Below are 22,788 nucleotides of genomic sequence, written 5' to 3' on the forward strand. Positions count from 1 at the left end.
GAAACAGGAACTGAACATGCGTAGATTCAACTATATTGCACCTCTGGCATTCGCTCTGGCACTAACCGCCTGTGGCGAAGCAACCGAAGGCGAAAGCGGAGCAAGCGCCTCCGGGTCGGTCGACGGAGTCGAAGCGCCAGCCGGACAGAAATGGTCCGAGATGGTATCGAAAACCGAAGCCGGCGGCATTGTGATGGGCAATCCCGATGCGCCGATCAAGCTGGTCGAATATATGTCGATCACCTGCTCGCACTGCAAGGATTTCGGCGAACAGGCCTTTGCACCGCTGCGCGACAATTATGTCGAGAGTGGCCGGGTCAGTTTTGAAATCCGTAATTTTGTTCGCGATCCGCTGGATCTGTCCGCTGCCATCCTGTCCCGTTGCGGCGGCGAAGCGCCTTTCTTCCCGCTGACCGAGCAGGCCTTGAGCAATCAGGGAACCATGTTCGAAAAAGCGCAGGCGATGGGCGAAGACACTTATAGCAGCATATTGCAGTCCGAACCGAAAACGCGATTTGTCCGTCTGGCCGAACAGCTTGGCCTGATCAGCTTCTTTCAGCAGCGCGGCATTTCCGAAGATCAGGCGAAGGCTTGTCTGGCGGATACGGCAACAGCGGAAGCGCTGATGAGTGACACCCAGAAGGCAGCCGAGGAATTTAACATCGAGGGAACTCCGACATTCCTGATCAACGGACAGAAAATTGACGGCTCCAACTGGGCGATGGTCGAAACCAAGCTGAAGGAGGCCGGCGCCAGATAGGCACCGGATCAGTCGCAAGAGAGGGCGCGATTTGAATTTGGTCGTGATCAGATACGGCATGGGAACCATTTCATGCAGATAAAGAAGCTCAGACTCTCGGGCTTCAAAAGCTTTGTCGATCCGACCGAACTGCGTATTGAAAAGGGACTGACCGGCGTGGTCGGTCCCAATGGTTGCGGCAAATCCAACCTTCTCGAAGCCATCCGCTGGGTGATGGGCGAAAATAGCGCCAAGTCGATGCGCGGCGGTGGCATGGAAGATGTGATCTTCGCCGGCACCCAGGACCGGCCCGAACGGCAATTTGCCGAAGTCGCTCTGACCGCGGAACGGGAAATCAACGACGTATCGTCATTGCATGTCGGCGACAATGACAGCGAACTGGAAATTGTTCGCCGGATCGAGCGCGGTGCCGGTTCCGCCTATCGCGCCAACGGCACCGATGTCCGGGCCAAGGACATCGCGCTGATCTTTGCCGATGCCGCGACCGGCGCGCACAGCCCTGCCCTTGTCAGCCAGGGCAAGATATCCAACATCATTTCCTCCAAGCCCGAAGCACGGCGGGAAATGCTCGAGGAAGCCGCGGGCATTTCCGGCCTTCACGTCCGGCGCAAGGATGCGGAACAGAAATTGCGCGCGGCGGAGAAGAATCTCTCCCGTCTCGACGATATCCTCGGCGATATGGAACAGCGGGCGGCTAATCTCCGGCGGCAAGCAAAGCAGGCAGAGCGTTACAAGAAACTGAGCTCGGAAATCACCCTCGTCGATGGCCGCCTGATCTACGCGCGCTGGAAAGAGGCCGCAGCCGCCTCCGATCTCGCCAAGGCGGAAGCGGAAGCCGCAGAAGCCAAGGTCGTCGCGGCACAAAATGAGCAGCAGGCAGCTGTATCCGCCCAGAATGAAAGCGCCAAAGCGCTCGGAATTCTCCGCGCCGATGTCCAGCGCGCACGCGAGGAAGCCAGCGAGTCGAGTCACCGACTGCTGACTCTGACCAACGAGCGCGATAATCTGAAGTCGCGGCTGCTCGATTTGCAGGCACAGGCCCAGCGTATCCACGAAGACAATGCGCGCGAAGACCAGCTGACCCGCGATGCGATGGAGGCTCTGGATCGTCTCGAACAGGACGAGAAGCGGCTTTCGACCGAATTGACCGATCTGAACAAGGAACGGCCGGATCTGGAACGCGCTGTGGAACGGTCCGAACGCGCGGCCAGCGAGGCCGAAGTCGAACTGGCCAAGGCAGTCGCCGAAGAAGCCCGCATTCAGGCGGAGATAAAAGTCGCCAATGCTGCCGTCGATGCAGCACAGGCCCGGCATGACCGGCTGGCTGTGGAACTCGGCCGGCTCAATGCCGAACGCGCCGAGATGGGCGATGAAGCAGAACTGCAAGCGGCTCTCGCCGAAGCGATTGCAACGCGGGACGCTGCACAGGCTGCGGCTGACGGCAGCGGCGGCAGGATTGCAGCGCTCGAGGAACAGCGGATAGAAGCCACGGCCGCCCGCGATACCGCACAATCCGGGCTAGCGACACTGAAAGCGGAACTGGCCGGACTGAAATCCGAACATGACGCCTTGAATCGCGAGCTGTCGAAGACCGAAAGCACGAACAAGGCGATTGATCAGGTCAAACCGGCACCAGGCTATGAGCGTGCCTTGGCGGCGGCACTGGGTGATGACCTGCTCGCGTCGATCGGCGAAGACGGCCACCGCTTCTGGGGCGGCGGTGACATGACCGTTTCCGGTGACGCGCCCGCCGGAACCGAAAGATTGCTCGACCGGGTGCAGGCCCCGGCAGAATTGCACAATCGCCTGTCGCAGATTTTTGTCGCCGATAGCGATGACGACCAGATGCTGGCGGTCGGTCAGCGGCTGGTTACCAAGGCCGGTGCGCTGCGCCGCTGGGACGGCTTTGTCGCCCGCGATGACGGCAATGCCAGCGCCGAACGGCTGGTCCGCGCCAATCGGCTGCGCGAATTGCAGCAACTGCTGCTCCCCGCCCAGGACAAGGTTGCGGCGGCAGAAACCGCGCTTGTTGCGCAACGCGAGGCAATCTCGTCAATCGAGACACAGCTTGGTGAAGCGCGCACTGCGCGGCGCGATGCCGAGGAAGCCTTGCGCCGGGCATTGCGCGAAGCCGATCAGGCGGAAGAAGCGCTGGCCTGGTTGCAGAAGCGCACCGCCAGCCTCGCCGAACGCGATGCGGCGCTGAAAGCGGAAAATGCGACTGCGCTCGCCGAACTGGAAGCGGCGCAAAAGGAACGCAGCAGCCAGCCCGATGGCGCCGCACAGGAAAGCGCGCGGTCGGCTCTGCAGGACCAGCGCGATAGCGCGCGGCAACGGGTCATGTCCGCGCAGGCGGCGCTTTCCTCGATCGACCAGAAACTCGCGCAGGTGAAGGAACAGAAAGCTGTCGCCAGCGCCCAGATCCGGTCGTGGCAGGACCGCTCCGGCGAGGCCGAAGCGCGAATGAAGGAAATGGCCAAACGCGGCAAGCTGATCGAGACCGAAGTCGAAAATCTCGCCGATCGCCCGCGGGTGATCGAGGTCGAAGTCACCCGGCTGGCGGAACATCAGGACGCACTCAATGCGAAGGTGGTCGAAAAGGATGCCGCGCTGCAGGCGGCCGAACTCGCCCAGCGCGATCATGAGGACCGGCTCAACCAGGCAAGCGAGATGCTCAGCCAGGCGCGCGAACTGCGCGCCGGTGCCAAGGCCCGCGCCGAAAACCAGGATTTGCGCCGGATCGAAATGGGGCGGATTTCAGCCGAAAAATTCGAATGCCCCGCAGTGGTATTGCCGAAGAAACTGGAATTTGACGAAGATACGGTCGGCGATGCGGCACAAGAGTCAGAGGAACTCGAGCGCCTTTCGCTCAGCCGCGAGCGGATCGGCCCGGTCAATCTGGTCGCCGCCGACGAACTCGCAGAACTGGAAGGCGAGTGGGAGAAATCGACCAGAGAAAGCCAGGATCTGAACGAGGCGATCCACCAGTTGCGCGGATCGATCGGCAGCCTGAACCGCGAAGGCCGGCAGCGCCTGCTCGCGGCTTTCGAGGAAGTCGACCAGCATTTCCAGCGGCTGTTCGCGACCCTGTTCGACGGCGGCAAGGCCCATCTTGAAATGATCAACAGCGACGATCCGCTGGAGGCCGGGCTGGAAATCATGGCACAGCCACCCGGCAAGAAACTGACTTCGCTGACGCTGCTATCGGGCGGCGAGCAGGCTCTAACCGCTGTTGCGCTCATCTTCGGCCTGTTCCTGACCAATCCGGCACCAATCTGTGTGCTCGACGAAGTCGACGCGCCGCTGGATGACGCGAATATCGAACGTTTCTGCGACCTGCTCGACAAGATGGTGGCAGAGACCAATACCCGCTATCTGATCGTCACCCATAATGCCGTAACCATGAGCCGCATGCACCGCCTTTTCGGCGTGACCATGGTCGAGCGCGGGATTTCGCAGCTGGTGTCGGTCGATCTGAACGCAGCGGAAGAGTTGCTGGCGGCGGAGTGACAAATACGTCTATCGCAGCAATCATAATAACCGTTGGCGACCAATCTAATCTGGTAAAATGCTTCCATCTATGGAAATCATATCGACAGATAATGTCGAATATGCACTAAAATAGGGAAGCTTTTCCGGCTATTTGTGAGGAACGACTTTGATTTCCACAGGGAGGGGCACATCTGGAAGTCCGATACTCGCTGCAGCAAGCCGACCGGATTCAAAATAGAAGCCTACTGACTGGACTTCTACCTTCGCCGGACATTTCCATCGCACCAATACAGGGCCTACGCCAGGCATTGGATATGGGAGATCGATAGCATGCAGAGGACATTGGCTGGCATATTCGCTGAGCTCTGCAAAAGATGCTAGTTCGCGGCTTGGATGTTTGTAGATTCTCAGCTTCGACCTGAAGCCGTCAGGTACTTTGCCCGTCCGAAGATCGCCGACAAACCTTATGACAGAAATTACCTCAACCGTTCTATCTTGGAAAGTCGCCATTTCTTTAGCTAGAGATACTTCGGTTGAAAATAGTAAGGCGAACAGCCCCAAAATTGGTTTGACGGTCAGATGCATTACTTGTCCTGTCTTTTGATCCCAATGCAAAAAGATGATAGTTAGGTACTTGGGCCTTTAATATTACCGGCTGCGTCCGGTGATTTCCAGCGTCCAATATTCATGCTCTACATCTAGATAGGCACAATTGACCGTTGCTATCAATCTTCCAAAAGCCATTTATGGGTAGGTGATCAGGATGCGGCTATCGATTCGCTAGCACTTGTGTAGCCATTGACATTTTTAATAAATGTAACTACATGAATTATTGAGTTTGGCAGATTAGGCCAGACCAATAGCCATCGCGGGCGCTTTGGATGATAAACCCATAAGCTGGCCGAATGAAAATAACATTTGATCCGGCAAAGCGCCAGTGGACCTTGAAAAACCGGGGACTGGATTTTGCGGATGCGGCAATCGTCTTTGCAGCTGATTTTGTCGAGTTGCTGGATGACCGGAAAGATTATGGTGAAGTCCGCTATCGGGTTTTTGGAACGCTGAAAGGCCGCCATGTTGTGATTATCTAGACCCCGCGCGGACGTTCCAGACGCATTATTTCGATGAGGTATGCCCATGACGAAGAAATCGAAAGACATCGTTGAACCGTGGCTCGAGCCCGAAGATCTCGCAGAATGGACGGAAGATCAGTTTCGCCGAGCAGCGCTCTGCAAAAATGGTAAATTAGTCCGCCCCGCCGATGGCACCCTCACCAAGCCGGGTCGGCCAAAGCTGAAAAACCCTAAACAGCAGGTGACTTTGCGACTGGATAAAATCGTTTTGGATACATTCAAAGCGTCAGGCGCGGGTTGGCAAACGCGGATCAACGAGGAATTGCGCAAGGCGTTAAACCTCTAGTTCCCCGAAACAAGCTACGTGCCTTCGGACAACACCCGATAATCGATAGGCTTGAACGTCCCGCCATTCGACGCATAGGCCGAGCAAGCCGTCAGACCGATCACCAGATCCATTTCAGCGCGCAACCTCAAACGGTCACCGGCCTTGCTGGTCGGCGGCAGAACTTCGAGCTTGCCCGTTGCCTGGTCAACCGGCACATTCATGAACACGTTGAACGCGCAGGGAATGGCATCCGGCTCTACTCCAAAGGGTGCCAGCGCTTCCGCCAGATTGCCGAAACATCCACGATGAACCGGCTTGTCGGGATAGAAATGATTGAACGTATCTTCGCTGCATGGGGTCAGCAGGAAATCATGAGATCCGACAGTATCTTCGACGATGGTCAGCATCGGATTGGAGCGGTTGGACCACAGGCGATTGCCGGTGCTCAGCTGGATTGTTTCCTCATAATCAAAGGTTCGTCCGTTCGACAGCACTTCCCTGACATCGTCAATATTATAGGCCAGCAGATCGGACACCTGCCCGCCGTCGGGATCGATCACCTCGAGATATTCCCCTTTTGCCAGCCGGAATGCCGCACCCGAGCGCGGCGCAATACGCACATCGCTCATGTGCTGCGCCGATCCTGAAACGGGCATTTCCAGTCATCGCTGACCTGACGACCACTATATTGGCGCGCTTCGCTGGACTCGCCATATTTTGCCAGCATCGGGTTGATGTTGCCGGCCAGCTTTTCGTCACGGGCAAGTATAGTGTCGCGCATCTTCTCATATTTCCCATGTTCTCTCAGCCGTTCAAACTGGTCGTGGAGATTGAAGACCAGCACCGGATGGGAAAAGCGGCGAGCCGGGCGCGATGCATTCGGATGCAGGCCGATCACGAAAAAGGCTTCACCTCCGAAACTGAGAGAAAAATGTGGATCATTGGGATCGGCGCTGACTCGTTCGTCATAGCTCTGGCCCAGCCAGGCATCCTTGTCCGCCATCGACTGGATTCGATCCCACAATAATTTTTCGAATTCCGCTTCGCTAAGGTCCGTAGGTCCGTCAAATATCACGGCCAGGCTCCGCAGACCGTCAGTGGAATCGCGATATTCCCGCGCCCAGTCGAGCAGTTCGCGGTGGATTTCCAGATCGTCCCAATTGCTGTCGAGACTATGTCCGGCAATCACCTTCAGATTGTCGCGGGCCAAAGCGGATTTCGCTCCGACGCACGGAAATTGCGGTTGCGAGATCATATCCGCAATGGCGCTTTGGAGCTCTTCCTGGCGCTTGGCGCGACAATTCCGGTCTAGAAGTTTTGAGTGTGTCATGGCCGTAATTACGCGCCAGATAGCGAAGCGTTCCCAAGGCAGTATCGAAAAAAACAGCAGTGAATGCAGACCCTTGCGCGTCGGATATCAATCTAGCGGTTGCTTTGCCGACCGGGAGTTGATCACGTCCAGTCTGCTATCGAAATGACGCAGTCGTCCAGCTCACCCTTCCAAAATCAACTGCGGACCCGGCCCCTTCAATCCCGCCCGGTCCTCCGGATTATAAAGCGCGCATTTCTTGAGGCTCAGGCAGCCGCAGCCGATACAGCCGTCGAGCCGGTCGCGGGTCCGTTCCAATTGCGCAATTCTGGCATCGATCACCCCGCGCATCGCCTTGCTGATCCGGGTCCAGTCGGCCTGGGTCGGTGTACGTCCGTAGGGCAAATTGGCGAGCAGATGTTCAATTTCGACAATGCTCAGCCCCAGTTGCTGGGCGATCAGAACGAAGCTGAGCCGACGGATGTCCGAACGGAGAAACCGCCGCTGGCCGCCAGCGGACCGGAACGGTTCGACCAGCCCCTTTTCCTCGTAAAATCGGATCGCCGACACCGACAGGCCAGAGCGGGCGGCGAGCGCGCCAATGGTCAGGGCATTTGTTTCGGGCACGTTCGCCTCCTCTCTTTCCTCCCCGTTGCGCAGCAATGGGGAGGTGGCATCCGCCGAAGCCTTGGCGAAGGCGGATGACGGAGGGGCCTTTTCCCGCCATCAACCCCTCCACCATCCTCCGGATGGTCCCCCTCCCCATTGCTGCGCAATAGGGAGGAAAATAATATCTTGACCTCAACTTAGCTTGAGGTTGTACGAATCGCAAGCATGGAGAATTGGCGGGCTCGGACAGCCGCCGCAAAGCGGCAAACATGCTTCCAATTCTTCCAATGGACCGAAACCGAAATTGCGAGGAAACAGCATATGAAACTCAACCAGATCACCGTCGGATGTGTCGACTATGGCCGGTCGGTGGCGTTTTACCGCCAGCTTGGCCTCGAGCAGATCGTCGACTCCCCGCCCCGCTACGCGCGGTTCGAGACCGCCACTGGCGAGACCTTCTCCATCCATATCGTCGAGAAGATCGGCGCGCCGACGACCATGGTCTATTTCGAATGCGATGATCTCGACACAAAAGTCGCGGAACTGCAATCGGCTGGCATCACCTTCGACACCCAAGCCACCGATCAGCCCTGGGGCTGGCGCGAGGCGCGGCTTCGCGATCCGGCGGGCAATCCCGTCTGCCTGTTTTACGGCGGCGCCAACCGCCGCTTCCCGCCCTGGCGGATCAATCATCAACCCAAGGAGAAAGGAAATGAAAAATGACCCAAGCAACTCTGGAGCACGTCAACATAACGGTCAGCGACCCGCAACGAAGCGCCGACCTGCTCCGCGATCTTTTTGGCTGGCATATCCGGTGGGAGGGGCCATCAATGTCGGCTGGCCACACGATTCACGTCGGCACCGATGACGACTATATCGCACTCTACACCAACCCGGAGGTCCGGGCGGTCGATCCCGTGTTCAACAAGGGCGAGCCGCTGAACCATATCGGCGTGACCGTCGATGATCTGGATGCGGTAGAGGCGAAAGTCGTCGCAGCGGGGCTCAAGCCATTCGGCCACGATGACTATGATCCCGGCCGGCGCTTCTATTTCTTCGACTGGAACGGGATCGAGTGGGAAGTGGTGAGTTATCGGTAGAACTCGTCATCCTGAACTCGTTTCAGGACCCGGAGCGGCAAGCACCAAAATGGTGCATTGCCGCTCGGGCCCCCGGATCAAGTCCGGGGTGACGAATTATCACTGATCCGCTAGTCTCCATGACATGCCAGACACAGTCTTAACCTCTAAATGCCAATGCGGAAAAGTGTGTTGTCAGGGCGTCGGCCGCCCCATCATTAGTGGCGTCTGCTATTGCGATGACTGTCAGGCGGGTGCGGCAATGCTCGAAGCGCTGGATGGTGCTGCGAAGATCACAGAGGATGACGGTGGGACCCATTATCTAACCTATCGCGACGACCGGTTTAGCTGCATCGCAGGGGCTGACCTTCTGGAAGCGCATCAACAAACTGAAAATTCTCCCACCCGGCGAATGGTCGCGTCCTGCTGCAACACGGCAATGTTTCTGAAATTTGCCAAGGGCCACTGGACCTCGGCTTATGCAAGGCGGTTCGCGGGCGATATCCCGCCGGTCGAAATGCGGACCCAGACGCAATTCAGGACTTCCGGCCTGCCCCTACCCGACGATGCGCCGAGCTACCGGACATTCGGAGCGAAGCTCTTCTGGCGGCTAATCAATTCCCGCATCGCGATGATATTTGGATGAGGCCCTTCTCCCTCCAGGGAGAAGGATACGGAGGCTTGCCAGCTCTGCTGGTTAGCCGCAGTTGGATGAGGGTGCTCGGGGGGTGGTGGAACGCACAAACCAATCGGAAGCGCCCCCCCTCAAAAGCAAACGCCCCTCTCCTTATGGGAAGAGGGGCGCTCATATTCTGGATAGGGGAAAGACGCCCGAGATCCTGAAACGAGTTCAGGATGACGAGAGCAATGCCGCTATGGCTTAAAGACTAGGATTAACCAGCACCTTCTCGCCGGTCGCCTTCTTGTCATAACCCTTGGCAATTTCCGGATCGATCATGTCCATCAGACTGATCTCGCTGGAATAGTCGCTGTGGAAAATGCCGTTGCGTTCGGCGACCGTGTACATGCGCATTTCCATCATCCGCTCCATGCCGACCTTTTCGAGATGCGGGGTGAGCAGCCAGCCGCCGACGCCCCAGTAGAGGCCGAGACCGCCGCCGAGGATGGTTTCGCCGGTGTCGAGACGGCCATAGATATAGACCTGCTTGTTGACGGTCGAGCCATAGACGCTGAATTCCGCGCCGCGCACCGCCGCAGCCTTTTCCATCGCGGTCAGGATGTAACTCGCCATCTTGCCGCCGCCGATGGCATCAAAACCGAGCGTCGCGCCGGTTTCGGCGAGAGCCGCGATCAGCTGCTCCATGAAATCGTCCTTGGTGCTGTCGATCACGTGGGTCAGGCCGATGTCGGTGAGGATCTTCTTCTGGACATCGGAACGCACGATGGCGACCAGTGGCACGCCTTCCTTGAGGCAAAGCTTGGCGAGCATCTGGCCGAGATTGGACGCGGCCGCGGTATGGACCAGCCCTTCATGGCCTTCGGCCCGCATCGTGTTGAGGAAGCCCTGAGCGGTCATCGGATTGACGAACAGCGAAGCACCTTCCTTGGCCGGTGCGCCTTCGGGCAGCGGCACGCACATCATCGCCGGCATCACGCGGTGCGTGCGATACATTTCGCCGCCGACAATCGTGACAACCTTGCCCATCAAGGCCTGTGCCGCGTCGGAAGAACCGGCGGCGACCACGGTGCCCGCGCCTTCATTGCCGGCAGCGAGTTTCTTGCCCGCGCGTCCCTTGAAGAAAGGCTGCATCGCGGCATCCACATCGGCAACCAGCGCCGGATGGCCATCGACGGTTTCGCTGCGGACCGTGTCCATATTGGCCGCTGCGGTCAGCAGGCCGAGATCGGACGGATTGATCGGTACCGCTTCCATCCGGACGACGACTTCATGCTCTTTCGGTTCGGGCACGGCATAAGGCTCGATCGACAATATCGACTTGCCGTCCTCGGTGACGGTGGTGAACAGTTGCTTTGCGTCGGGAAACTGGCTCATTGGAAATTCCTCTCTCTTGTGTTTCTAGAAACTTTTGGCAGCGGCTAGCGCGCCAAATCGTGCGGTGATCTCGAAAAATTCGGTCACCGTTTCATCGATAATCTGTCTGGCAGTTTTTACCTCGTCAATCAAACCGGAAGACTGTCCGGCCAGGCCGACGGACGCTTCCATGTCGCCGCCGAAATAGACATCCATGATGCCCGCGAACGTGTCCGCCGGCATCAGGCCGTCTTCGTATATTTTCGTCGTGCGCTCTGTCTTCAGCGCGCGGATACAGGGCGAGGCTTTCTTGTTCAGCACATAGGTGCCGGTTTCCTTGGCATCGAGTATCGCCTGCTTGTAATTCATATGCACCGGGCTTTCGGCGCTCGACACGAAGCGGGTGCCCATCTGGACAGCTTCTGCACCCAGGGCAAAAGCCGCGGCCATGCCCTTGCCGTCGGCAATCCCGCCAGCCGCGACCATCGGTATGTCGGTCTGCCTGCGGATCGCCTGCAGCAGGACCAGAGTCGACACTTCCTCCGGATTCTTGAAGCCGCCGCCTTCCGCGCCCTCGACAATCAGACCATCGACACCTGCTTCGACACAACCCATTGCCGCAGCAACGGTCGGCACCGCATGATAGACGATGATCCCCGCCTCCTGCAGCGGCCCGACAAATTTGCGCGGGCTACCGGCAGAGGTCGTCACGAATTTCACGCCGGACTCACAGACGCGGGTCAGGATCGCGGGGTCCTTGAGGAACATGATCGGCAGGTTCACGCCAAAGGGCGCATCGGTCAGGTCCTTCATCTTCGCGATTTCGACCATGCAATTTTCAGTCTCGCCCGAACTGGTCTCGATAATGCCCAGCCCGCCAGCGTTGCAGACAGCCGAAGCCAGTTGTGACCGGGCGATCCAGCCCATCGGTGCCTGCACGATCGGATATTTCGCGCCGCTATGTTCGAGGAAACGATTCATATATGGTCTTTCTTCATTGTCGCTGGCCGGTCAGCCCATCGGATACATGATTTCCCGGCTGATCTTGTAGATCCGCTTCATGATCTCGGGGCTTAGCTCGAGATCGGCAGCAGCAAAAATCTCGGGAAGCTGATCAGTATGGGTCGCGCCGACAATGGTCGAAGCAACAAAATCATGCTGTTTCGACCAGGCGGTGGCCAGAGTAACCGGTGCCACGCCCAGTTCCTCGGCAATCGCCATGAAACGCTTGGTCGATTCCTCCGACTTGGGATTGACGAAACGCTCCGCCATTTTCGCCTGACGTCCGCCCATTTTCAGATAGGCTGAGAAACGCGCGCCTTCCGGCATCGCGCCGTCATTATATTTGCCCGACAGAGCCCCGCCCCCGAGCGGCGAATAAGGGATCAGGCTGACCCCTTCCTGACGGCACACTTGCGCTAGTTCGTCCTCGAACCGGCGGTTGTTCATGCTGAAATTATTCTGGATCGTGCAATAGCGGGTGACGCCCAGCCGCTCGGACGCCTCGAGCGATTTCATCAGGCCCCAGCTGGTTTCGTTGGAGCAGCCGATGGTGCGAATCTTGCCCTTGCGGATTTCCTCGTCGAGCACTTCCATCGTCTCGTCATAGGCGGTGCCATGATCGGGCCAGTGGGTCTGGTAGAGATCTATATAGTCGGTCTGCAGCCGCTTGAGGCTGTCGTCGAGCGCCTTGACGATATTGTGGCGGTCCATGGCGGTCATACCGGCACGCTGTGCCGATTCTATCCAGCCATGGCTGGGACCGGAAACCTTGGTCGCGATGATCAGACTGTCGCGATCCTTGCCCTTCATCCAGCGACCGACAATATTCTCGGTCTCCCCTGCCCACTCCCGCTTGGGCGGCACCGGGTAATTTTCCGCCGTATCGAAGAAATTGATTCCGGCCTCGACCGATTCATCCATGATCCGGTGCGACATGGCTTCGTCGGCGCCACTGCCGAAGGTCATCGTCCCCATGCAGATTTCGGATACATATATCGGGCTTCGGCCCAGGCGGCGTTTTTTCATGATAATGTCTCCGGGAAGCAGGACGTTGGCTTAACTGTGCGATTAAGTAGCATAACCCGCATGGGTTGCGAAATGCAATCCAATATCTCTACCGTCTAGCCAGCCTGACCGATAACCAGGCAGGCGAGAAACATCAGGAAACCGGCGAAACGATTGGACCGGAATTTGGCGAGCGCATCATCTCCATCGCTGCCTTTCAGCGTCGTAACCTGCCACAAGAAATGCAGTCCGACCGGAACAAGAGCCACAAGCCCAAGCCATTGGGGGCGCAATATCCAGAAAGCGGCCGCCCAGCTGGTGAGCGCAATCAGGTAGAAAAGCAACACGCCGAAACGCACATTGTCGCCCAGTCGTAGCGCGCTCGAGCGAATTCCGACCAGCGCGTCATCTTCCCGGTCCTGCAACGCGTAGATCGTGTCATAGCCGATCACCCAGAAGATCGAGCCGGCATAGAGAAAGACCATCGCCCAGTGAAATTCAGGCGCAATCGCCAGCCAGCCGACCAGCGCACCCCAGCAGAACACCAGTCCCAGCCAAGCCTGCGGCCACCAGGTGATGCGCTTCATGAACGGATAGGCCGCCACCAAAGCCAGACTGCCGAGCGCCACCAGCTTGGCGATGCCATTGATCTGCAACCAGACCAGCAGACCGGTCAGGCACAGGATCCCGAGCCAGATCCACGCCGCCTTCAGGGACGTGGCCCCGCTGGCCAGGGGCCGCGACCGGGTACGCTCCACCTTACGATCAAGGTCACGGTCGACGATATCATTATAGACGCAGCCCGCCCCGCGCATCGCAATTGACCCGAGCAGCAGCCAGAGCAGCAAGTCCCATCGCTCGATTGCCCCGCCTGCCAGCGCTATGCCCCACGCGCAGGGCCAATAGAGCAGCCACCAGCCGATTGGCCGGTCAAAGCGGGCAAGCAGGGCGAAAGGCCGGGCCGCTGCGGGCAACAGGCCGATAATGCCCTTATGTTCGGAATCGGGGACGATCTGGTCTGGCTGATTGGACATGTAATCCGCTTATCGTCATTTCTTTCACCCGTCATCCTGAACTTGTTTCAGGACCTCCGTCGGACATGTGCGTTCTTCCGGAAGAGATGCTGAAATAATTCAGCATGACGAGATCGAAAGCCCTCGCTAAACACTATCCCATGCCAGCCACACCAGCCTACCCCCCGCACAGCGCCCCGCGCCTCTATCTCGATGTCGAACTTGCCGACGGAGCGGAAATCCGGCTGGACGGTAGCCATGCCCATTATCTGCTCAAGGTGATGCGGATCAAACAGGGCGATCCAGTCAAGCTGTTCGATGACCGCACCGGTGAATATCTCGCCCATGTGGCGGTGCTGGGCAAACGCGATCTGATCCTGATGATCGACGGCAAGACCCGCGAGCGGGAATCGGTCCCCGATCTGTGGCTGTGCGCAGCCCCGATCAAGAAGGACCGCTTCAACTGGATCGCCGAGAAGGCGACCGAACTGGGCGTGGACAGGATCATGCCGGTGCAGACCGCACGCACGCAGGGTCAGGCGATCAAACCGGAGAAATTGCGCGCCCATATGATCGAGGCGGCAGAGCAATGCGAACGCACTGCCCTGCCCTCGCTCGAACCGCTGACAAAATTCACCGACATGCTGGAGCAATGGCCAGCAGACCGCCATCTGTTCTTTGCTGATGAGCGCATCCATGAAACCGGTGAAGGCAGTTTCCGCAAGGCACTGGTCGCCCATGACGGTCCGGCGGCGATCCTTATCGGCCCCGAAGGCGGCTTTTCCGACGCGGAAAATGAGATGATCCGCGCCCTGCCCCAATCCGTCCCGGTATCGCTCGGCCCGCGCATATTGCGCGCCGACACAGCCGCGATAGCAGCGATCAGCCTGTGGATGGCGGGTCGTGGGGACTGGAATCCGGCCTGATTGTCGGTTTTATTGAGTGCGTCAGCGACCTAACCATCCTGAAATCTTTGTAAAATCCGATCATCCCCGCCGCGTGGTTAACCAATAATTAGCCCTACCCGGATAGGGAAAGCCCATGTTTTTGGGGAAATCTATCGGGGGCCAGAGCCGATTGACGATCCACACATTGGTGTGGGGATTGCTCTGCCTGTGCGCGATGGCGCTGTTTCCGGGTGGAAAAGCCGAAGCACAGACAGTCAGCACCTATTCGAACAGCAGCACGGTTTCGATCCCGGACAATGCCTGTCCGGCGACGGTCAGCCGAACCTTCAGCGTTGGCACAAGCTATGTCGTAGGGGACGTCGATATCGGCGTCTTGATGGATCACACCTACCGGCGCGATCTGGAAATCACTTTGACCGCGCCAAGCGGGACCACGGTCACGCTGATGGATTATGTCGGCGGCAGCGCGAATAATCTCAACGTCGAATTTGACGACGAAGGTACTGACGGAACGATTGCCGCTCACACATCCAATGATTCTCTGACCCCGGTATATGGCAGCACCAGAACCCCGCAAAGCAGCCTGTCCGCCTTTGATGGTCAGAACGCCCAGGGGATCTGGACTCTGAAGATTTGCGACCAGCAAGGCATAGACACCGGATCGTTTCGCCGTGCCGATCTCTATATCACGCAACTGCCAAGCAATTTTGCCGATCTTTCGCTGACCAAGGCGGTCAGCAACGCAAGTCCCGTCAACGGCGCGAATATCGCCTATACGCTGTCACTGACCAATTCCGCAGCATCGAACCAGACCGCAGCAGCAACCGTCAAAGACCTGCTCCCGCTGGGCCTGTCCTTTGTCAGTGCGTCCGGCTACGGCACCTATAGCAGCAGCACCGGCTTGTGGAACGTGACCTCCATAGCGCCAGGGCAGACCCGAACTTTAAACATCATAGCAACGGTGACGGCGACTTCGGCAGCCACCGTCTCCAATATAGCCGAAGTAGCATCGTCTGATCGCCTTGATCCGGATTCCACACCCAATAACGGCAGCGCTGGTGAAGACGATTATGCCAGCAGGAGCATCACCGTTTCCGGTGCCCGAACGGCGGGCATAGCGCCCAGCCTGACCAGCGTCTGTCCGATCACCAATCAGATATTGTTCGACTGGAATGGCAAAGCGTGGAGCGGCGGTTCGACCAACAATAGCTATAATTTGACGGGGATCGGCTTGATCAACTTCGCGATCACCAAGACCGGTGGAAGCTATGATGATGGCTCTCCGGCTGTGAACAACAACAATTACGCGAACCTCTCGAATAGCGAACAGTCGCTCTATGAGAATCTGCAATTTTCTGACAAAAACCAGACGGCAACTACCGTGCTAACCCTGCCAACGGCGGTACCCGGACTGCAATTCACCGTGTTCGACATTGACTACAATAACAATGACTTTGCCGACAAGCTGACGGTGGTGGGCAGTTACAATGGCAGCCCCGTGTTGCCGACACTGACCAACGGAGTGGCCAATTATGTCATCGGCAATGTCGCCATTGGTGATAGCGGATCCAATTCCAATTCAGCCAATGGCAATGTGGTGGTGACCTTCACCTCGCCGGTAGACAAGGTCGAGATTATTTATGGCAATCACAGCACCGCACCCGACGATCCCGACGGGCAGGCAATTTCGATCCATGATATCAATTTCTGCCGTCCGGCGACAACCCTGAGCGTCACCAAGATCAGTTCGATCATCAGCGATCCGGTCAACGGCACCAACAATCCCAAACGCATCCCGGATGCAATCGTGCAATATTGCATCCTGATCAGCAACAGCGGTTCAGCGAGAGCAGATGCCATTGCCGCAACGGACAATCTTTCCGGTCCATTCACCTATACTCCGGGTTCGATGCGCAGCGGCAGCAATTGCGGGTCCGCGGCTACGGTAGAAGATGATAATGCCGCGGGCACCGATGAAAGCGACCCCTATGGCGGATCCCTGTCCGGTTCAACCATCACCGCCACCGCGGCGACCTTGGGACCGGCAAGCAGCTTTGCCCTGACCTTTCAGGTTACGATAGACTAGCCAAGCCGTTTCAGCCGCACCAGTATTTCATCCAGAGACGACAGGAAGCGGGAGCGATCCGCTTTGCTGAACGGCGGTGGGCCACCGATATTCTCGGTTCCCATGCCAGCGCGCAAATCGGCCATGATCGCTCGTGTTGCCACGGCTGCACCAATGGAATCGGCTGTAAATGGCTTGCCATTAGACCCGACCACCGCAGCGCCCGCTTTGACGCAGCGATCCGCCAGCAATATGTCGGACGTAACCACTACCGTACGCGAGCCGGTGCGCTCCGCGATATAGTCATCGGCCGCATCAAAGGCATCGCTGACCACCACCCGGCTAACCAGCGGATGATCCGGCACCCGAAACGGGCTGTTGCTGACTATGACCACCGCCACGGCATGGCGGTCCGCCACCCGGTAAATTTCGTCCTTTACCGGGCAGGCGTCCGCATCAACCAATATTTGAATGGCGGTGGTCATAGTTTAGTTCAGTCGGCTTTGGGTCCGCGCGGTTTTCCGCCTTCAAACGGGCGTTTTCCGCGATGTGGCTTCTTGTCACCACCACCGAAATTGCCGCCGGAACCGGATTTGCGATCGCCTTTAAAGTCGGACTTCTTTTTGAACTCGCCGCCAAATTCGCGCTTTGGTCCGCCGCCGTCAGAACCGCCTTCGCCTTCCGGCTTGCGCTTCTGATAAGGCTTGCCGCCACCCGATTTGTCACCGAATTTCTTGTCGCCAAATTTCTTGTCGCCAAACTTGTTCCTGCCGAACTGTTTGCCGCCATGTTTCTTGCTGGCGTTGCTGTAATCGCGCTGACCACCCGCATTGTCGCCGCGCCCGCCCTTGCGGTTGCGCTTGGCTTCATCGCGCGGCTTGCCTGCAAACTGGGTGATCACGATATCATCGGTATCATCCCCGCCGGATTCTCTCTTCTCAGCAATGGCTGCGGTAAATTTGTCGACGACGCGACGCGGAATTTCGAACAATGTATCATCGCCATTGATCCGGATCGCGCCGATTTCATTCTTGGTGATATGACCACGGCGGCACAATACCGGCAACAGCCAGCGAGCGTCGGCACGCTGGTTATGACCGACGTTCATCTTGAACCAGACGGTATCTTCAAATCCGGGACGCGGGCCGCCTGGTGCAGCTTGCGACTGGGCACCACGATCGAGCATCTGTTCCGGAGCCGGCATTTTCGCGCGGTGCGACTGCACCAGCATCGCTGCGATTTCTTCCGGCGTTTTTTCGGCCATCAGACGTTTCGCCAATGCCAGATCATCCTCGTCGATCTCGACCGGCTGCAACAATGTCTCGATCAGCCGCTCGGCGTCATTTTTGCGAATGTCGGCCCGTGTCGGCGCATCTTTCCACTCGGCGTTGATTTTCGCGCCGCGCAGCATGGATTCAACCCGCTTGCGCCGCTGGTAAGGCACGATGATAACCGCCGTACCCTTTTTGCCGGCACGGCCCGTACGACCGGACCGATGCTGCAAAGTCTCGGCATCGCGCGGCATGTCAACATGCACAACGAGGCTCAAGGTCGGCAGATCGAGTCCACGAGCGGCAACGTCGGTTGCGACACAGACGCGCGCGCGTTTGCTGCGCAAGGCCTGCATCGCCTGGTTGCGTTCGCTCTGGGTATGTTCGCCGGACAATGCCACGGCACTGAAGCCGCGATCGACCAGACTGGCGTGCAGACGGCGGACTGCTTCGCGCGTACCGCAGAACAGCATCGCCGATTCCGCTTCATGGAAGCGCAGCAGATTGACCACTGCATTCTCTGTATCGGCCGGAGCAACGGTGATAGCCTGATAGGCAATATCGCCATGGCCGCGATCTTCCCCGACGGTAGAAATGCGCAGCGCATCATTCTGATAGCGTTTGGCAAGATTGATAATCGGTTTCGGAATGGTTGCCGAGAACAGCAAGGTCCGACGGTTTTCGCCGGTCGCATCGAGAATTTCTTCCAGATCCTCACGGAAGCCCATGTCGAGCATTTCATCCGCTTCGTCGAGCACGGCGGCGCGAAGATTTTTCAGGTCGAGCGCACCGCGTTCAAGATGGTCGCGCAAACGGCCGGGTGTACCGACGATGACATGCGCGCCGCGACGCAGAGTGCGGCGCTCTTTCGAAGCGTCCATACCACCAACACAAGTCGCGATCTGGGCACCGGCGGGCTGATAGAGCCAGGTCAGTTCGCGACTCACCTGCAGGGCGAGTTCGCGGGTCGGCGCGATGACCAGAGCCAGCGGCTCGACCAGGAACGGGAAACGCCCGTTGTCATCGAGCAATTGCGGTGCCATCGCCAGACCGAAGGCTACGGTCTTGCCGGAGCCGGTCTGGGCGGAGACAATAAGGTCGCGGCCATCCGCTTCTGGTTCAAGCACTGCGGCCTGAACCGGCGTCGGCTTGTCATATTCGTGCGCCGCAAGCGCCTCGGCGAGAAGCGGGGATAATTTCGTGAAAGGCATAATATCTGTATTCCGTGGCAAATGTGAAAGCCGCGCGGAACTGCCAGTCGCCTGCGGTTTATGAAGATCATGTTGTTATTAAACGGTCTGCACTGGGGATCATATTGCCTTGCCGGCAGCATGGCCACTCGCCCAAGCCCATTGAAAATTATAGCCACCGAGCCAGCCGGTAACATCAACAGCTTCCCCAATAGCATAAAAACCGGGCACTTGCCTAGCTTCCATATTTTTGGAAGAAAGTTCGGCCGTGCTGATACCGCCAGCCGTGACTTCTGCCTTAGCAAAACCCTCGGTTCCATTGGGCATGAAGCGCCAATGGGACAGGCGGCGCGCCGCCTCGTCGAGCTTCTTGTCGGTCAGATTACCCAGTTCCCCTTCCAGGGCGATCCGTTCGATCAATGTCTCGGTCAAGCGCGTTGGCAAATGGGCATTTATCGCTTTTTTCAGGGACAGCCGGGGCAATTGCAGCTTCGCCTGACTGAGCCAATCGCCCGCCAAATCGGGCAGAAAGTCGATTTCAACCGATTCGCCATGTTGCCAGTAAGATGAAATCTGCAGAATTGCCGGACCCGACAATCCTTTGTGGGTGAACAGTGCAGCTTCCCGGAACGCGGTTTTCCCGCATCGCGCGATCACCGGCGCCGACACGCCGGACAGCTCACGGAATAATGTTTCTTCGCCGCCCAGGGTCAACGGCACCAGCGCCGGCCGGGGCTCGACTATTTTCAGGCCGAATTGCCGCGCCAGATCATAAGCGAAACCCGTCGCACCCATTTTCGGGATCGACGGACCGCCGGTCGCGACCACTAGCGACGGCGCAAAGGCAGTCTCTCCGCCATATTCGACGCGATAGCGACCATCGCTATGACTGATATTGGTTATCGATTTTCCGAGCGACAGACTGACAGCGTCAGTCGGGCACTCATCCATCAGCATCGCGACAATCTGCTTGGCCGATCTGTCACAGAACAGCTGCCCTAATGTTTTTTCGTGCCAGTCGATGCCGTAGCGATTGACCAGAGCGATAAAATCATTCGCCGAATAGCGGCTCAATGCCGATTTCGCAAAATGCTTGTTCTGCGACAGATAGCGGTCAGGCGCGGTCCCGATATTGGTGAAATTACACCGACCACCGCCGGAGATCAGAATTTTCTTCCCCGGCTCATCGGCATGATCGATCAGCAATATCTTGCGCCCGCGCTGTCCGGCAACGGCAGCGCACATCAGGCCAGCGCCGCCAGCGCCAAGAATTATTGCGTCATAATGGGTCGGGACTTTGGGCATCGGATTATTGGAAACTCTCTAATATCAGCAGATCCGCGATTGCCATTCGCGCAGGGCCTTTGACTGTCGCTCAGGAGAACAACGGCCGGACTTGCCCGACTGCCTTGTTATAAAAATCAGCCTGTCCCGCGAGCAACCGCTCAAGCGAAGCCGAGGCTGCGCGAGGGCGCGTTTAACAGCGATGCTGACCATTTGCAACGGCTGCCAGGCGGGGGCTTGAAGACATGATCCGGCGCGGGGGGTTCGATCTTCCTTTCTCCGCAAAGAACGATCTCGTGCGGTACGCGCGCTGCGCAGAACAGGCTTTGCCGGCCCGTCATTCCCATCAACCTTCGCAACCTTTTATCTGTGGCTGCGTTTTCACACCAAGAGCAACAATAAGTCGATGGAGCCAGAAATGTTCAGTAGTCTCGCCTACGCTATTATCTTGATGGGATGTTCGGATGACATGACCCTGTGCAGGGAAATGGTCAGAGACAAGCGTATTTTTGCAACGCTTCAGGAGTGCGAAAACACCGAAGGCAAGGCGTTGCAATCCGATATAGCGCTGGAAATCGACTATCCCGTAGTGGCGAGCAAATGTACCGTAGCTGCCGACAAATTCGCTCAGACGGGTCAGCCCAATATTGGCGGATAATAAAGATCTCGATATTGGAGAGGTCATGGTAGCGCCCGCAACCGGACATCCCCTCAACCAGAGCGCCCCGACCAAAAGACAGCTTTCGACTGCAATCTTTCTTTTGTCGCTCGGGGTGTTTCTGGCCCTGCCGTTTGTTCTGTCGGCGGGTGCCGTTTTCTTCAGGCCCTTGTTCGCCGCCATGGTCATCATGCTGATGCTGCTGCCGTTGACCAACGGGTTAACCAAACGGGGAATACCAAACGCAATCTCAGCCTTTCTTTCCGTCCTCACCTTACTCTTCTTTCTCGCATTCGGGTTTCTGCTAATCCTGCAGCCGGCTCTGGAACTGGCGGAGCGGTTTCCGGATATCACGAATATATTGCAAGAACGGCTGGTTGATATCCGTCAGTTCACTGCTTCGGTATCCCAGATGGGCACTGAATTCTCTTCAACGATCGGTGAATCCCGTGGACGTGAGGTGGTGCTGGCAAGCCCCACGGTCATGGAAGAGGCCGCTTATGCCACTCCTGCCGTCCTCCTCGAACTTCTGCTGGTCATCCTGCTGGTATATTTCATGCTGGAATCCCGCCTGCGGCTGAAGCGGATCATATTGTCAAAACGGTCGACTCTGGCAACTTCGCTGAAAGCGGCCCGGGCGGGGCGCAGCGTTACCGAAGACCTGTCGCACTATATTGGAGCCGTAACCACGATCAATATTGCGGTCGGCATCATAGTCGCTTTCGGCGCATGGGCGCTCGATATCGAATCGCCTCTGATGTGGGGCGGCCTGGCAGCCATATTGAACTTCATTCCCTATCTCGGACCGATGTTGATGGCCGTACTTTTGTTCGGTTTCGGCGCGGCCTCTACCGGCGATCTGGGAGGCGGATTGGTTCCCACGCTGGCCTATATCGGCCTGCAGGCCATCGAAGCCAATTTGATCACACCCTCGATTCTGGGCCGGCGCTTTTCAATGAACCCGGTCGTCATCCTGCTGGCGATCAGCTATTTCACCTGGATCTGGGGATTGGGTGGCGCCTTGATAGCGGTCCCCTTGCTGATTGTGGGCAAAGCGCTGCTGACCCAGACGGGAAGCCCGAATATTATCGGCTTCATTCTCGGAGAACCGCTGTTCGATTCTCCGGCACAGCAACAAGACAGAGGATGAAGGTCTTGAGACGACCCGAGAACGCAAATCTTCTAACCACAGCGGGAAAATTCCGCTCATAGTTTGCCGATAATTTCTTCCTGCCAATTGGCAGAACGGATCAATATGTTGGGAGATATAGGAAATGGTGGAGCCTAGCGGGATCGAACCGCTGACCTCTTCGCTGCCAGCGAAGCGCTCTCCCAGCTGAGCTAAGGCCCCATTTGAAGAGCGCCTTTAATCCAGACGCCCTTCAGAAAGCAAATCAAAAATTACGTATCGGCTGGCTCGTCGTCGCCTTTGCCTTTGCTGACACCCAGATCATCGTCACCGCCGAGATCAACTTCATTGTCCGGCGATGGATCATCATCATCAATATTGATGTCCAAATCATCATCGTCAACCGCGTCTTCTTCCTTCTTGACCGCCTTCTTCGGCGCTTCAAAAGGCATAGGCTGCTTGGATTTCAGTACAGCTTCCGGCACAAAGCTTTCCCCGCATTCAACGCAGGTTGCCGGGTCTTCTTTGCCCAGATCGTAAAAGCGTGTTCCACATTTCGGGCATGTGCGTTTTGTGCCCCATTCCGGTTTAACCATGGCTGGTGTCCAAATCCTGTCTAA

General features: G+C 57.6%; 23 protein-coding genes and 1 tRNA gene. 11 read left to right on the forward strand and 13 right to left on the reverse strand.

Annotated features, from left to right (window positions below; all coding sequences use genetic code 11):
• Positions 1–16 precede the first annotated feature (16 nt).
• A complete protein-coding gene (locus AZE99_RS11710) occupies positions 17–760 on the forward strand; it encodes a thioredoxin domain-containing protein (protein ID WP_067201298.1) in 744 nt (247 codons plus the stop codon).
• A gap of 72 nt (positions 761–832) precedes the next feature.
• Positions 833–4,270: a chromosome segregation protein SMC gene (gene smc / locus AZE99_RS11715; protein WP_067201301.1), complete on the forward strand. Its 3,438-nt coding sequence runs from the start codon at positions 833–835 to the stop codon at positions 4,268–4,270.
• Between the two features lie 129 nt (positions 4,271–4,399).
• On the opposite strand, the gene AZE99_RS11720 is transcribed toward smc, so the two are convergent.
• The gene (locus AZE99_RS11720) at positions 4,400–4,837 is read right to left on the reverse strand and encodes a hypothetical protein (protein WP_067201303.1); all 438 of its coding nucleotides are present in this window, start codon (positions 4,835–4,837) and stop codon (positions 4,400–4,402) included.
• Positions 4,838–5,157: 320 nt separating this feature from the next.
• Between AZE99_RS11720 and AZE99_RS11725 the strand changes: the two genes are divergently transcribed.
• Positions 5,158–5,343: a BrnT family toxin gene (locus AZE99_RS11725; RefSeq protein ID WP_231862598.1), complete on the forward strand. Its 186-nt coding sequence runs from the start codon at positions 5,158–5,160 to the stop codon at positions 5,341–5,343.
• A 46-nt stretch (positions 5,344–5,389) separates the two neighbouring features.
• Positions 5,390–5,671 carry a BrnA antitoxin family protein gene (locus tag AZE99_RS11730; protein ID WP_067201305.1) on the forward strand — a complete coding sequence of 94 codons (282 nt, stop codon included), beginning with the start codon at positions 5,390–5,392 and terminating at the stop codon, positions 5,669–5,671.
• A 14-nt stretch (positions 5,672–5,685) separates the two neighbouring features.
• On the opposite strand, the gene AZE99_RS11735 is transcribed toward AZE99_RS11730, so the two are convergent.
• The 3 genes from AZE99_RS11735 to soxR all read right to left on the reverse strand — a co-directional run bounded on the left by AZE99_RS11735 (position 5,686) and on the right by soxR (position 7,589).
• The gene (locus tag AZE99_RS11735) at positions 5,686–6,282 is read right to left on the reverse strand and encodes a DUF1989 domain-containing protein (RefSeq protein WP_082788353.1); all 597 of its coding nucleotides are present in this window, start codon (positions 6,280–6,282) and stop codon (positions 5,686–5,688) included.
• Positions 6,279–6,908 (reverse strand): guanitoxin biosynthesis heme-dependent pre-guanitoxin N-hydroxylase GntA, encoded by a 630-nt coding sequence (gntA, locus tag AZE99_RS11740; protein ID WP_231862599.1) that lies wholly within the window; start codon positions 6,906–6,908, stop codon positions 6,279–6,281. The genes AZE99_RS11735 and gntA overlap by 4 nt, the downstream gene beginning before the upstream one ends.
• Before the next feature lie 237 nt (positions 6,909–7,145).
• Positions 7,146–7,589 carry a redox-sensitive transcriptional activator SoxR gene (gene soxR, locus AZE99_RS11745; RefSeq protein WP_067201314.1) on the reverse strand — a complete coding sequence of 148 codons (444 nt, stop codon included), beginning with the start codon at positions 7,587–7,589 and terminating at the stop codon, positions 7,146–7,148.
• Positions 7,590–7,892: 303 nt separating this feature from the next.
• On the opposite strand from soxR, the gene AZE99_RS11750 reads away from it, so the two are divergent.
• The 3 genes from AZE99_RS11750 (at position 7,893) to AZE99_RS11760 (ending at position 9,296) form a co-directional block, all read left to right on the forward strand.
• Positions 7,893–8,294 (forward strand): VOC family protein, encoded by a 402-nt coding sequence (locus AZE99_RS11750; protein WP_067203613.1) that lies wholly within the window; start codon positions 7,893–7,895, stop codon positions 8,292–8,294.
• Positions 8,291–8,671, forward strand: a complete 381-nt coding sequence (locus AZE99_RS11755; RefSeq protein WP_067201316.1) for a VOC family protein — start codon at positions 8,291–8,293, stop codon at positions 8,669–8,671. The genes AZE99_RS11750 and AZE99_RS11755 overlap by 4 nt, the downstream gene beginning before the upstream one ends.
• Before the next feature lie 241 nt (positions 8,672–8,912).
• Positions 8,913–9,296, forward strand: a complete 384-nt coding sequence (locus tag AZE99_RS11760) for a hypothetical protein (protein WP_197460177.1) — start codon at positions 8,913–8,915, stop codon at positions 9,294–9,296.
• Between the two features lie 234 nt (positions 9,297–9,530).
• Here the strand turns inward: AZE99_RS11760 and AZE99_RS11765 are convergent, their stop codons facing one another.
• The 4 genes from AZE99_RS11765 to ubiA all read right to left on the reverse strand — a co-directional run bounded on the left by AZE99_RS11765 (position 9,531) and on the right by ubiA (position 13,684).
• Positions 9,531–10,664 (reverse strand): zinc-binding dehydrogenase, encoded by a 1,134-nt coding sequence (locus AZE99_RS11765; protein WP_067201322.1) that lies wholly within the window; start codon positions 10,662–10,664, stop codon positions 9,531–9,533.
• A gap of 24 nt (positions 10,665–10,688) precedes the next feature.
• On the reverse strand, positions 10,689–11,624 hold the full coding sequence (locus tag AZE99_RS11770) for an NAD(P)H-dependent flavin oxidoreductase (protein ID WP_067201323.1): 936 nt from the start codon (positions 11,622–11,624) through the stop codon (positions 10,689–10,691).
• 30 nt (positions 11,625–11,654) lie between these two features.
• The gene (locus AZE99_RS11775) at positions 11,655–12,671 is read right to left on the reverse strand and encodes an aldo/keto reductase (protein WP_067201326.1); all 1,017 of its coding nucleotides are present in this window, start codon (positions 12,669–12,671) and stop codon (positions 11,655–11,657) included.
• Positions 12,672–12,766: 95 nt separating this feature from the next.
• A complete protein-coding gene (ubiA, locus tag AZE99_RS11780) occupies positions 12,767–13,684 on the reverse strand; it encodes a 4-hydroxybenzoate octaprenyltransferase (protein WP_067201329.1) in 918 nt (305 codons plus the stop codon).
• A 140-nt stretch (positions 13,685–13,824) separates the two neighbouring features.
• On the opposite strand from ubiA, the gene AZE99_RS11785 reads away from it, so the two are divergent.
• Both AZE99_RS11785 and AZE99_RS11790 read left to right on the forward strand, forming a co-directional pair.
• A complete protein-coding gene (locus AZE99_RS11785) occupies positions 13,825–14,589 on the forward strand; it encodes a 16S rRNA (uracil(1498)-N(3))-methyltransferase (RefSeq protein WP_067201332.1) in 765 nt (254 codons plus the stop codon).
• A 115-nt stretch (positions 14,590–14,704) separates the two neighbouring features.
• Entirely contained in the window at positions 14,705–16,657 is a 1,953-nt protein-coding gene (locus AZE99_RS11790; RefSeq protein ID WP_231862600.1) for a proprotein convertase P-domain-containing protein, read from the forward strand.
• On the opposite strand, the gene AZE99_RS11795 is transcribed toward AZE99_RS11790, so the two are convergent.
• From AZE99_RS11795 to AZE99_RS11805, 3 genes are all read right to left on the reverse strand, one after another.
• Complete coding sequence (locus tag AZE99_RS11795) at positions 16,654–17,109, reverse strand: YaiI/YqxD family protein (RefSeq protein WP_067203617.1); 456 nt, start codon at positions 17,107–17,109, stop codon at positions 16,654–16,656. The genes AZE99_RS11790 and AZE99_RS11795 overlap by 4 nt on opposite strands.
• A gap of 20 nt (positions 17,110–17,129) precedes the next feature.
• Positions 17,130–19,118, reverse strand: coding sequence for a DEAD/DEAH box helicase (locus AZE99_RS11800; protein ID WP_067201334.1), 1,989 nt, complete (start codon positions 19,116–19,118; stop codon positions 17,130–17,132).
• A gap of 99 nt (positions 19,119–19,217) precedes the next feature.
• A complete protein-coding gene (locus AZE99_RS11805; protein ID WP_067201337.1) occupies positions 19,218–20,402 on the reverse strand; it encodes an NAD(P)/FAD-dependent oxidoreductase in 1,185 nt (394 codons plus the stop codon).
• A gap of 397 nt (positions 20,403–20,799) precedes the next feature.
• Here AZE99_RS11805 and AZE99_RS11810 point away from each other — a divergent pair, with 397 nt between their 5' ends.
• Together AZE99_RS11810 and AZE99_RS11815 are read left to right on the forward strand one after the other, a co-directional pair.
• A complete protein-coding gene (locus AZE99_RS11810) occupies positions 20,800–21,039 on the forward strand; it encodes a hypothetical protein (RefSeq protein ID WP_156472238.1) in 240 nt (79 codons plus the stop codon).
• A 25-nt stretch (positions 21,040–21,064) separates the two neighbouring features.
• Entirely contained in the window at positions 21,065–22,189 is a 1,125-nt protein-coding gene (locus AZE99_RS11815) for an AI-2E family transporter (RefSeq protein WP_067201342.1), read from the forward strand.
• Between the two features lie 125 nt (positions 22,190–22,314).
• On the opposite strand, the gene AZE99_RS11820 is transcribed toward AZE99_RS11815, so the two are convergent.
• Together AZE99_RS11820 and AZE99_RS11825 are read right to left on the reverse strand one after the other, a co-directional pair.
• Positions 22,315–22,390, reverse strand: a tRNA-Ala gene (locus AZE99_RS11820).
• Between the two features lie 50 nt (positions 22,391–22,440).
• Positions 22,441–22,764 (reverse strand): TIGR02300 family protein, encoded by a 324-nt coding sequence (locus AZE99_RS11825; RefSeq protein ID WP_067201345.1) that lies wholly within the window; start codon positions 22,762–22,764, stop codon positions 22,441–22,443.
• Between the last annotated feature and the right edge of the window lie 24 nt (positions 22,765–22,788).

This window comes from Sphingorhabdus sp. M41, assembly GCF_001586275.1.
Lineage (GTDB): Bacteria > Pseudomonadota > Alphaproteobacteria > Sphingomonadales > Sphingomonadaceae > Parasphingorhabdus.